Genomic DNA, 10425 nt, shown 5'->3' with positions numbered 1-10425 from the left:
GGATGCCGTCGTTGTAGACCAGAAACGCCAGCAGGAAGAACAGCGTCAACGGGTACGCCTTGATCTCCCGCAGGGTGCGGCCCAGCTGCCGGAACCCGTCGGTGAGCACGTTGCCCTGCCGGGCCAGCGCCGCCGCCGCGCCGGGGCGTTCCCGCAGCCAGCGCAGCGGCACGAGGGTGAACACCGCCCACCACACCCCGGCGGAGACGATCGACCAGCGGGCCAGGTCCAGGGTGCGCTGCGGGTTGTCGTCCTCGCTGAAAAGGGTGACCGCCACCAGGTTGAACGCCAGCAGCAGACCGCCGCCCAGGTAACCCAGCGCCCAACCGCGGCTGGAGATGCCGTCGCGTTCGTCCGGGCCGCCGAGCTGCGGCAGGAACGAGTTGTAGACCACCAGGGCCGCGCCGAAGGAGATGTTCGCGACCAGGAAGAGCGCCCCGCCAAGCAGGTAACGGTCGCCGGTCACGAAGATCATCGCGACGGTGGCGCCGGCGCCGGTGAACGCGGCGCCACCGAGCAGCCGCTTCTTGTGCGCCGACCGGTCGGCGATCGCCCCGATCACCGGCAGCACGAACACGGTGAGAAAGACCGACAGCGAGATCAGGTACGGGTAGTAGGACCCGGCCGCCACCCGGATGCCCAGCGGGTACACGTACCCGTCGCAGGTGTCCGCGCCCAACTCGCAACCGGCGGCCAGCTCGGCGACGGTGGTGATGAACGGGCCCAGGAACACCGTGATGACGGTGGTCTGGAACGCGGAGTTGGCCCAGTCGTAGATGTACCAGCCGCGCCGCTCCCGGCGAGTGCTCGCCGGGGGCGGAGTGTCGTCCACCGTGGGGGTCACGGTCTCGGCCATCGGTGGTCCTTCGACGCTCAGGCGGCCCAGTGGCCGCGGCTGCGGTAGACGTCGCGCAGCACGCCGACGTGATCGGTCATGATGCCATCCACGCCACGATCCAGTAACTCGTGCATCTGGGCTGGTTCGTCGATCGTCCAGACGTGCACCTGCAGGCCGATGCGGTGGCAGTAGTCGAGGAACCGGCGGTCCACCACCGGCACCCGCCCGTAGCGCGGCGGCACCTGCGCGGCGACCACCGACGGCGGCAACCGCAACGGCCGCCCGTGCAGGGAGGCCAGCCGCAGCCGGGCGACGCCGCGCATGCCCAGGCTGGTGGCGACCCGCCCCTGGGTGAGCGCCCGCAGCCGGGTCAACCGGGCGTCGCTGAACGAGGCGAGCAGCACCCGGTCCCCGGCGCCGGCCCGGGACACCGTCGCCACCGTCGGCTCGACGCCGCCGTCGGCCTTCACGTCGATGTTGAAGCGGACCTGCGGCCAGGCGGCCAACACCTCGTCGAGCCGGGGTACGACGGCGGCGCCGCCGACGCGTACCGAGGCGAGATCCGCCCAGCTCATCTCGGCGATGCGCCCCGGCTCACCGGTGACCCGCCGCAGCGTCGGGTCGTGGAAGATCACCGCCACGCCGTCGGCGGTGGCGTGCACGTCGGTCTCCACGTACCGGTAACCCAGCCCGATGGCCCGGGCGAACGCCTCGGTGGTGTTCTCGTCGCCCTCGGCGGCGCCGCCACGGTGGGCGAACGCCAGCGGCGCGGGTGCGTCGAGGTAGCCGAATCGGGTCAACACGCGACGCAGTATGCCCGCCGCCGGTGGCGCGTGGGTGGCCTGCCGGCGAAGATCACGCCCGTGATCCCGGTGCGCTGACGGGCTCGTCGCGCACCTGGCGTTGGTCGACCGGGTTCCGCGGTTCCGGGCCGGGTCGGGGGCCTTGACCGCAGTGTCGGCAGGCACCGCGCCGACGCAGGTGGTAGGCGATCTTGTAGTTCCTGCTGCCGAAACACGTTGAATGCCCCTTATGCGGGGACAGTAAGTGCAAGATCGCGGCAGGAGGCCGAGCAAGATCGCGGTAGGAGGCCGACCGGGTCAGCGGCGGCGGTGGGCGCGACTGGGGTCGACGGGGCGGCCCGGGTCCACGTGGCGGGGCAGGTCCGGCTCGTCGGGGCGCAGCGGGGCGAGGGTGTCGGTGAGCGCGTCGATGATCCGGTCGGTGGCCCGGCGGGCCGCGCCGGGGTTGGTTGCCGTTGTCTCGCCCAGGTCGACGGGGGTGCCGAAGTGCACCCTGATCACCGGTCGACGGCGCAGGGAGCGGGCGATGCCCCGCAGCATCCCCCGGGGCGCCTGGTAGGGCAGCACCTCGTGCGAGCCCCATTGGGCGACCGGGATGACGGGGGCGCCGCAGGCCAGGGCGAGTCGGGCGGCGCCGGTCTTGCCGCGTTCGGGCCACAGGCCCGGGTCCAGGCCGATGCGCCCTTCGGGGTAGATGAGGATCACCGAGCCGCGGGCCACGGCCGTGGCGGCGTCGTCGAGGGCCCGGTGCACGGCGCTGGTGCCCCGGTCGACCCGGATATGCCCGGCGTGGCGCATGGCGGCGCCGAAGAGCGGGACGCGGAACAGTCCGGCGGTCGCCATGATCCGCGGGGCGATGCCGCGGGTCTGGCAGGCGGCGGCCATGACCAACGGGTCGAACGGGCTGATGTGGTTGGCGGCCAGCACCAGCGGGCCGCGACGCAGATGCGCCGGGACGTCGCCGGTGACCTCGAGGCGGGCGAGCAGGCCGACCAGGCCCCGGGCCAGCAGCAGGGCGGCGCGCCAGGTCAGCGGCGGCTGCCAGGTGGAGGTGTTCATCAGCGCGACATCGTCGCACGCGGTGGCCGGGCCGCGAGGGCGGGTCGGCGGGTTGCCCGGGTGATCAGGGTCATTGGTCCCGGGCCGTTTCGGGCCGCCTGGCCCCGCTCTTTCTCTACGACGAGCAGTAGTATTTACTACGTCTCGTAGTACGGATGGTTGGGGGTTTTCAGGTGGACGCGTTGGACGTTGCCCGCTGGCAGTTCGGTGTCACCACCGTCTACCACTTTCTCTTCGTGCCACTGACCATCGGCCTGTCCGTGCTGGTGGCCATCCTGCAGACGATGTGGCACCGCACCGGCAACGAGCGCTACCTCAAGCTCACCAAGTTCTACGGCAAGCTGTTCCTGATCAACTTTGCCATGGGCGTGGTCACCGGCATCGTGCAGGAGTTCCAGTTCGGCATGAACTGGAGCGACTACTCCCGCTTCGTCGGCGACATCTTCGGCGCACCGCTGGCCATCGAGGCGCTCGTCGCCTTCTTCCTCGAGTCCACCTTCATCGGCCTGTGGATCTTCGGGTGGGACCGGCTGCCCAAGCGGGCCCACCTGGCCAGCATCTGGGCCGCCGCGATCGGCACCAACCTGTCCGCGTACTTCATCCTCGCGGCGAACTCGTTCATGCAGAACCCGGTCGGCTACCGGATCAACCCCGACAGCGGGCGCGCCGAGCTGACCGACTTCGTGGCCGTGCTGACCAACAAGGTCGCCCTGATCACCTTCCCGCACACCCTGGCCGGCTCGTTCCTGGTCGCCGGGTCGCTGGTCGTCGCGGTCGGCCTCTACCACGTGATCCGCAACCGCGACTCGGCCGACACCGGCGCGTACCGCTTCGCCACCAAGTTCGGCTCCTGGGTGGTCCTGGTCGCCTCCGCCGCCGTGCTGTTCACCGGCGACATCCAGGGCAAGATCATGACGGATGTGCAGCCGATGAAGATGGCCGCCGCCGAGGGCCTCTACACCACCGAGAGCCCCGCCTCGTTCTCCGTGCTCACCATCGGCAGCCTCGACGGCAGCCGTGAGGTGTTCGCCCTCAAGATCCCGTACCTGCTGTCGTACCTGGGCACCGGCGACCCCAACGGCACCGTGCACGGCATCAACGACCTGCAGGCCCAGTACGCCACCCAGTACGGCGCGGGCAGCTACACCCCGATCATCCCGGTCACCTACTGGAGCTTCCGCTTCATGATCGCCTTCGGGATGGCGGCCGGCGCGATCGCCCTGCTGGTCCTCTGGAGCCAGCGCAAGGGCCGCACCCCGAGCAGCAAGTGGCTGCTGCGCGCCGGGCTGGCCATGCCGGTGCTGCCGTTGCTGGCCAACTCCTTCGGCTGGATCTTCACCGAGATGGGCCGCCAGCCGTGGATCGTCTTCGGCGAGATGCTCACCCGCAACGGCGTCTCCCGCAGCGTCTCGCTGACCGAGGTGCTCACCTCGTTCACCGCGTTCACGCTGATCTACGCCACCCTCGCGGTGATCGAGGTCAAGCTGCTGCTGCGCTACGCCAAGGCGGGTGTGCCCGACGTCAGCGAAGAGCACCCCATCGACGACACCCACGACGACGCCGAGCGCCCGCTCGCCTTCGCCTACTGATCACCGGAGCCCGCCGTGGACCTCACCACCATCTGGTTTCTCCTCATCGCCGTCCTCTTCACCGGGTACTTCATCCTGGAGGGCTTCGACTTCGGCGTCGGCATGCTGCTGCCCGTGCTCGGCCGCGACGACCGGGAACGCCGCGTCCTGATCAACACCATCGGCCCGGTCTGGGACGGCAACGAGGTCTGGCTGATCACCGCCGGTGGCGCCATGTTCGCCGCGTTCCCCGAGTGGTACGCCACCCTCTTCTCCGGCTTCTACCTGCCGCTGCTGCTGATCCTGCTGGCCCTGATCGCCCGGGGCGTCGCCTTCGAGTACCGGCACAAGCGCCCCGAGGCGTCCTGGAAGCGCCGCTGGGACACCGCGATCGTCGTCGGCTCACTGCTGCCGGCGATCCTGTGGGGCGTCGCCTTCGCCAACATCCTGCGCGGTGTGCCACTGGACGCCGACCACGAGTACGTCGGCGGCCTGCTGGACCTGCTCAACCCGTACGCCCTGCTGGGCGGCGCGACCACCCTCGCGTTGTTCCTCACCCACGGCGCGGTGTTCCTCGCCCTGAAGACCACCGGCGACATCCGCGAGCGCGCCGGCGCGCTCGCCGTGCGCCTGGGCGTCGGCGCCGCCGTGCTCGCGGTCGGCTTCCTCACCTGGACGTTGACCATCCGCTCCAGCGCGGCCGCCGTCGTGCTCGCCGTCGGCGCGGCCCTCGCCCTGCTCGGTGGTCTGGCCGCCGCCAAGGTACGCCGGGAGGGCTGGGCGTTCACCGGCACCGCCGTGGCGATCGGCCTGGCCGTGGCGACCCTGTTCGCGGCGTTGTTCCCGAACGTGCTGCCCTCCACCCTGGACGCGGCCGGCACGCTGACGGCCACCAACGCCGCGTCCACCCCGTACACCCTGAAGATCATGACCTGGGTGGCGGTGATCTTCACCCCGGTGGTGCTGGCCTACCAGGGCTGGACGTACTGGGTGTTCCGCAAGCGCATCGGCGTGGCCAACATCCCGCAGCACTGACCGGTCCGGCGGGCCCGCGCACGGGCCCGCGCCGATCTTGCACTTTCGGTGGACGATATGCGGGACATAGCCCCTTCGCCGGGACAGGAAGTGCAAGATCGCGGGCCGGGGTGATCATGGCGGTGGTAAATCAGCGGTGGCTGCGGAGCCGTCCGGTTAGGTTGTCCCGATGCCCGCGACTGTGCACGTACGTGAACTCACCACCGATGACCTCGACGCCGCCTGGGAGTTGGGTCGGTTCGCGTTCGGCTCCGACCCGCAGCGCCCCGCCAGCACGAGCGTCGACGTGCCCGGCCTGACCCGCTACGGCGCGTTCGACGACGCCGGTCGGCTCGTCGGTAAGGCCGTCGACCTGCACCACGACCAGTGGTGGTCGGGCCGGGCGGTGCCGGCGGCCGACGTGGCCGGGGTGGCGGTCGCGCCCGAGGCCCGGGGCCGGGGTGTGGCCCGAGCGCTGCTCACCACTCTGCTGCGCGGCGCCCGCGAGCGGGGAGCTGCGGTCAGCGCCCTGTACCCGACCGTGGCCGCCCCGTACCGGGCCTGCGGGGTGGAGGCAGCCGGGGTGCTGCGCACGCTCAACCTGGCCACCGCCGCGCTGCCCCGGCACCGGCCCGCCGCGCACCTGAGCGTGCGGGCCGGTACACCCGCCGACCTGGCCGCCGTCGCCGACCTCTACGAGCAGGTCGCCCGACACCGCAACGGCATGCTCACGCGCCGGGGGACGCTGTACGACTTCTTCGCCGCCGACGGGGGCCTGCCCGGCGACGGGCTGACCCTCGTCGAGGCCGACGGCGAGCTGGTCGGTTACGCCACCTGGCAGCGGGGCCGGGGCTACGGGGCCGACTCGGTGCTCACCGTCGACGAGGCGCTGGCCACCACCGCCGAGGCGGCCCGGGAACTCGTCGGGGTCCTCGGCAGTTGGGCCAGCGTCGCGCCGACGGTGCGGCTGTGCCCGCTCGACGGGGACGCGGTCAGCGTTCTGCTGCCGCTGGAGTCGGCCCGCGAGCACGAGCGGGATCTGTGGATGCACCGACCGGTGGAGGTGGCCCGCGCGGTGGGCGCGCGGGGGTGGCCCGTTCACGCCCGGGGCGTTGTCGACTTCCACCTCATCGACCCGCTCGCCGAGTGGAACACCGGCACCTGGCGATTGGCTGTCGCCGACGGCGCCGCCGAGCTGACCCGCGTCGACACCGAGGCGGACCTGCGCTTGGACGTGCGCGGTTTCGCGCTGTTGTACGCCGGGGCGGCGCACGCCCGGTCGGTGGCGCAGGCCGGGCTGCTGCACAGCGCCGGTGACGCCGACCCGGCCGCCCTGGACCTGCTGGGGGTGGGCGGCCCGGCGCAGCTGCTCGACTACTTCTGACCGACCGGGCCCGGCAGGCGGGTCGCTGGCCGGCGTCACGCTGGCGCGTGGGTCGCTGGCCGGCGCGTCAGCGTGAAACGCCGGCCCCCGCGCGGGGGCCGGTCACCGGAACCGGCACGCCCCCAGGTCGCTGCGCTACCCACTGGTCGACGGTGGTGGACTCGTTCCCGGTCAGGTCGGGATCGCTGCCAGTTCGGCGTTCGCGCGCTGGGTGACCACTGTGAGCACCTGGGCGGCGGCGCTGGCGTCGGCGGGTGCGATGTCCGCGTACAGGCGGGCGCTGATGCCCGCGACGGCGTCGGCGATGCGGGCCTGCACGGCGCGACCGGCGTCGGTGAGCCGTAGCCGGGTCGCGTTGTCCGGGTCGCTCTGGGCGAGGTCCGCGTCGACGAGGGTGGTGAGCACCCGCCGCACCTCCCGCTCGTCGACCTTGAGGGTGCTGGTGATCCGTTGGGTGAGCTGGGCCTGCTCGACCGGGCCGTTGGCGAGGACGTTGAGGACGAGCAGCTGGTGGAACTCGACGCCGAGGGGAGCGACGGTCCGTTCGAGCAGCGCGCGGGTGGCGTAGTGGGCCTGGCCGATGACCTGGCCGTTGAGGGTGGGGACGGTGGACATGACGCCTCCTTCAATACGTTGGCCACGCCAACGTTGGTGCAGCCAACGTAACACTCGATCGTGGGTCGTGCCAACGATTCCTGGTAGGCTGCGCCCCATGGATCACGCGGCCCCGCAGTCACCCGCCGGGCTCAGCACCACCCCGAGCTGGCTGCTCAACCAGACCGCCAGCCACGCCGCCCGGCTGCTCAGCGAGGGCTTCGCCGCGCACGACCTGCGCGGCTACCACTACCGGCTGCTCGCCACCCTGACCGAGGAGGGGCCCGCGAGCCAGGCCGACCTCGGCCGGCGCTGCGGCATCGACCGCAGCGACGTGGTGGCCACCATCAACGACCTGGCCGGCCGAGGGCTCGTGGTGCGCGCCCCCGACCCGGCCGATCGCCGCCGCAACGTCATCAGCGTCACCAACGCCGGCGCCGACGAGGCGCGCCGGATGGGCGTGACAGTCGAGCGCGTGCAGGCCGACCTGCTCGCCCCACTGTCCACCGACGAGCGCGAACAGCTGACCCGACTGCTCACCCGGCTGCTGCGGCACCACAGCCGGCACTGACCCGCCTCAGCGGGCCTCGCGCAGCTCCGCCAGCCGGGCCTCGATCTCGGCCAACTCGGCGCGCAGCTTCTCGGCCTGCTGCTCCGCCTCGGCCCGCTCGGTGCCGAGGATCTGCTCCACCGCCTCCTGCACCCCCGGCACGTCGACCAGGGCCACCATCTTCAACGCCTCGGCCGGCTTCACCACGTACGGCTTCGCCAGGGCCTTGCTGCCCTGCTGCGCCGCGACGGTCCACTCACCGTCGGCGTACGCCAGGGTCACGGTGAGACCCGCGGGGCCCTTCGGCTTGACGGCCTTGACCGCCCGCCGCGCCGGCGGCTTCTCCGTCTGCTCCACCTTCGGCTCCTCCTGTCGCTGCGCGGGCACCCGCGGCGTGTCCAACACGAACTCCGGCGCGGCCACCGCGGGCGGCGTCTCCGGCTCGGGCTCCGGCTTCGGCTCCACCACCCGACGGCCGGCCCCCTTGGGCGCCACGGCCAGGTCGGCGGGGGAGAACGGCAACTCGTCGCGGCCGAAGCGCACCACCACGAACTCGTCGGACACCTCCGGGTCGGTCAGCTCGATCACCTGGCCGACCTGACCGGCGATCTGCCCCGCCGCCGCGGTGAACACCACCCGTGGCTTACGCCCGGCCGCCAACGCCTCCCGGATGCTCTGCACCTCGCTAGTGGACAAACCCTGGCCGGCATCCATCACAACCCTCTTCCGTACACCTGTTTGATTGCTGTCTTGATATCAGCCGGCTGCGACACCCGCCGCACGGGGCTCACGCCCGCTCAGCCGCCCAGCGCCCGCAGCGCCCGGTCCGCGTGGTCGTTCATGCTCACCTCACTGTGGATCACCTCGATGACCCGCCGGTCGGTGCCGATCACGAACGTCATCCGCTTCGTGCTCAACGCCCCCAACGGCAGCCGCCGCTTCACCCCGAACTGCTGCGCCACCGTCCCGTCCGCATCCGAGAGCAGCGGATAGTCGAACCCGTGCAGCGTCGAGAACTCGGCCTGCTTCGCCACCGGGTCCCGGCTGATGCCCACCCGCGACGCGCCCACCGCCGTGAACTCCGCCGCGAGGTCGCGGAAGTGGCAGCTCTCCGCAGTGCACCCGCGGGTCATCGCGCCCGGGTAGAAGAACAGCACCACCGGCCCGGTCGCCAGGAACTCCGACAGTCGCCGCGGCGTGCCCGTCTCATCCGGCAGCTCGAAATCCTGCACCACGTCGCCGACACCCACACCCGCCACCGCGCACCTCCATCGTCGGATCGACCGCTGCCCGATCGACCGCGCGGTGAGCGTAAGCGATCACCCCCAGAGCGCCGCCATCTCGTCGGCCTGGGCCCGCCCGGCCGGCGCCGCCGACGTCGGCGCGGGGACCGGCGCCCGCTGCGTGTGACTCTCCTCTCGACGACCGACCCGGGCTGGTCACGGTAGCGTCGGCCCATCCCACCGACAGCCCTGGAGGCACCGTGGCACCCGTCACCGTCATCACCGGCGGCGGCCGGGGCATCGGCGCGGCCACCGCCCGCCGTCTCGCCCACGCCGGTCACCACATCGCCCTGTGCTACCGCCGCGACCACAACGCCGCCGACGCCGTCCTGGCCGACCTGCGGGCCGCCGGCGCACAGGCCATCGCGGTACGGGCCGACACCACCGACCCCGAGCAGGTACGCGCCCTGTTCGACGCGGCCGCCGAGCTGGGCCCGCTCACCGGCCTGGTCAACAACGCCGGCGTCACCAGCCTCATCGGGCCCTTCACCGAGCTGCGCGTCGAGGACCTGCGCCGGGTCGTCGACGTCAACCTCGTCGGCTACGTCCTCTGCGCCCAGCAGGCCGCCCGGCGGCTCAGCGACGGTGGGGCGATCGTCAACGTCTCCTCGGCGGCGGCGACCCTCGGCAGCCCGGGGGAGTACGTGCACTACGCCGCCGTGAAGGCCGCCACCGACACCCTCACCGTCGGCCTGGCCAAGGAACTCGCGCCCAGGGGCATCCGGGTCAACGCCGTCGCCCCCGGCATCGTGCGCACCGACATCCACGCCGACTCCGGGGTGCCCGACCGCGCCGACTCGGCGGTCGGCCGTATCCCACTGGGCCGCGCCGGCGAACCCGACGAGATCGCCGCCGCCATCGCCTGGCTGCTCGGCCCGGACGCCTCGTACGCCACCGGGACCGTGCTGCGCGTCTCCGGCGGCCTCTGACCGCGCTGCGGGGTGCCGTCGCACGGCACCCCGCACGCACCTCAGTGGGTGAACAGCTTCGCCGCGGTGATGACGGTCTGCGCGACCCCGTAGCCGAGCAGCGCCGCCACCACCAACCAGGAGATCCACAACCGGGCCTGCTGCCCGGGACGGCTGTCCTCACTCATCGCGTACCACTCCTCTGCCTCGTCGTGTCCTCGTCCCGGTGCGCCGTCTCGTCGGCGCGCTGATCCGCCGGTGGTTCGTGGTAGCGCTGCGGCACCGGCCGGACCAGCAGGTTCGCCGCGAAGCCCACCGCCAGCACCCCGACCATCGTGACCAGCGCCGGCCGGTACGCCGCGGCCGGCAGCGAGCCCGGCGCGCCCTGCGCGTCGAGGACCCCGTGGACGATCAGCGGACCCGC

At 72.2% G+C, this 10425-nt stretch carries 12 protein-coding genes and 1 pseudogene; 5 read left to right on the top strand and 8 right to left on the bottom strand.

Going from position 1 to position 10425, the window contains the following annotated elements; all coding sequences use genetic code 11:
- The 3 genes from KBX53_RS10885 to KBX53_RS10875 form a co-directional block, all read right to left on the bottom strand.
- Positions 1-856, bottom strand: an 856-nt coding sequence (locus KBX53_RS10885) for an MFS transporter (RefSeq protein WP_210858951.1), incomplete at its 3' end; no start/stop codon positions are given.
- A 17-nt stretch (positions 857-873) separates the two neighbouring features.
- Positions 874-1641, bottom strand: coding sequence for a glycerophosphodiester phosphodiesterase (locus KBX53_RS10880; RefSeq protein ID WP_030327667.1), 768 nt, complete (start codon positions 1639-1641; stop codon positions 874-876).
- A 297-nt stretch (positions 1642-1938) separates the two neighbouring features.
- Positions 1939-2700 (bottom strand): 1-acyl-sn-glycerol-3-phosphate acyltransferase, encoded by a 762-nt coding sequence (locus KBX53_RS10875; RefSeq protein WP_210858950.1) that lies wholly within the window; start codon positions 2698-2700, stop codon positions 1939-1941.
- A 173-nt stretch (positions 2701-2873) separates the two neighbouring features.
- On the opposite strand from KBX53_RS10875, the gene KBX53_RS10870 reads away from it, so the two are divergent.
- The 3 genes from KBX53_RS10870 to eis all read left to right on the top strand — a co-directional run bounded on the left by KBX53_RS10870 (position 2874) and on the right by eis (position 6666).
- Positions 2874-4289, top strand: coding sequence for a cytochrome ubiquinol oxidase subunit I (locus KBX53_RS10870; protein WP_030327669.1), 1416 nt, complete (start codon positions 2874-2876; stop codon positions 4287-4289).
- A gap of 15 nt (positions 4290-4304) precedes the next feature.
- Positions 4305-5303 (top strand): cytochrome d ubiquinol oxidase subunit II, encoded by a 999-nt coding sequence (gene cydB / locus KBX53_RS10865; RefSeq protein WP_030327670.1) that lies wholly within the window; start codon positions 4305-4307, stop codon positions 5301-5303.
- A 169-nt stretch (positions 5304-5472) separates the two neighbouring features.
- Complete coding sequence (eis, locus tag KBX53_RS10860) at positions 5473-6666, top strand: enhanced intracellular survival protein Eis (RefSeq protein WP_210858948.1); 1194 nt, start codon at positions 5473-5475, stop codon at positions 6664-6666.
- A 171-nt stretch (positions 6667-6837) separates the two neighbouring features.
- On the opposite strand, the gene KBX53_RS10855 is transcribed toward eis, so the two are convergent.
- A complete protein-coding gene (locus KBX53_RS10855; RefSeq protein ID WP_210858946.1) occupies positions 6838-7281 on the bottom strand; it encodes a winged helix DNA-binding protein in 444 nt (147 codons plus the stop codon).
- A 97-nt stretch (positions 7282-7378) separates the two neighbouring features.
- On the opposite strand from KBX53_RS10855, the gene KBX53_RS10850 reads away from it, so the two are divergent.
- Entirely contained in the window at positions 7379-7831 is a 453-nt protein-coding gene (locus KBX53_RS10850) for a MarR family winged helix-turn-helix transcriptional regulator (protein ID WP_210858944.1), read from the top strand.
- A gap of 6 nt (positions 7832-7837) precedes the next feature.
- Here the strand turns inward: KBX53_RS10850 and KBX53_RS10845 are convergent, their stop codons facing one another.
- Both KBX53_RS10845 and KBX53_RS10840 read right to left on the bottom strand, forming a co-directional pair.
- Positions 7838-8524 (bottom strand): hypothetical protein, encoded by a 687-nt coding sequence (locus KBX53_RS10845; protein WP_210858943.1) that lies wholly within the window; start codon positions 8522-8524, stop codon positions 7838-7840.
- Between the two features lie 83 nt (positions 8525-8607).
- Complete coding sequence (locus tag KBX53_RS10840) at positions 8608-9069, bottom strand: peroxiredoxin (protein WP_030327675.1); 462 nt, start codon at positions 9067-9069, stop codon at positions 8608-8610.
- A 224-nt stretch (positions 9070-9293) separates the two neighbouring features.
- On the opposite strand from KBX53_RS10840, the gene KBX53_RS10835 reads away from it, so the two are divergent.
- A complete protein-coding gene (locus tag KBX53_RS10835; RefSeq protein ID WP_210858942.1) occupies positions 9294-10022 on the top strand; it encodes an SDR family oxidoreductase in 729 nt (242 codons plus the stop codon).
- A gap of 41 nt (positions 10023-10063) precedes the next feature.
- Here KBX53_RS10835 and KBX53_RS36840 read toward each other — a convergent pair whose 3' ends face one another.
- Positions 10064-10189, bottom strand: coding sequence for a hypothetical protein (locus tag KBX53_RS36840; protein WP_256443348.1), 126 nt, complete (start codon positions 10187-10189; stop codon positions 10064-10066).
- Positions 10186-10425, bottom strand: a pseudogene (locus KBX53_RS10830) (MFS transporter); the annotation flags it as partial. The gene KBX53_RS36840 and the pseudogene KBX53_RS10830, both read right to left, overlap by 4 nt.

This window comes from Micromonospora sp. M51, assembly GCF_018070305.1.
GTDB classification, from domain to species: Bacteria; Actinomycetota; Actinomycetes; order Mycobacteriales; family Micromonosporaceae; genus Micromonospora; species Micromonospora parva.
Note: the sequence above shows the minus strand (reverse complement) of the source record. Positions and strands in the feature narration are given on the sequence as shown.

Excerpts from the sequence above, each read along its gene's own strand:
- KBX53_RS10875 (WP_210858950.1), bottom strand. The coding sequence starts at position 2,700 with ATGAACACCTCCACCTGGCAGCCGCCGCTGACCTGGCGCGCCGCCCTG.
- eis (WP_210858948.1), top strand. The coding sequence starts at position 5,473 with ATGCCCGCGACTGTGCACGTACGTGAACTCACCACCGATGACCTCGAC.
- KBX53_RS10855 (WP_210858946.1), bottom strand. The coding sequence starts at position 7,281 with ATGTCCACCGTCCCCACCCTCAACGGCCAGGTCATCGGCCAGGCCCAC.
- KBX53_RS10850 (WP_210858944.1), top strand. The coding sequence starts at position 7,379 with ATGGATCACGCGGCCCCGCAGTCACCCGCCGGGCTCAGCACCACCCCG.
- KBX53_RS10845 (WP_210858943.1), bottom strand. The coding sequence starts at position 8,524 with ATGGATGCCGGCCAGGGTTTGTCCACTAGCGAGGTGCAGAGCATCCGG.
- KBX53_RS36840 (WP_256443348.1), bottom strand. The coding sequence starts at position 10,189 with ATGAGTGAGGACAGCCGTCCCGGGCAGCAGGCCCGGTTGTGGATCTCC.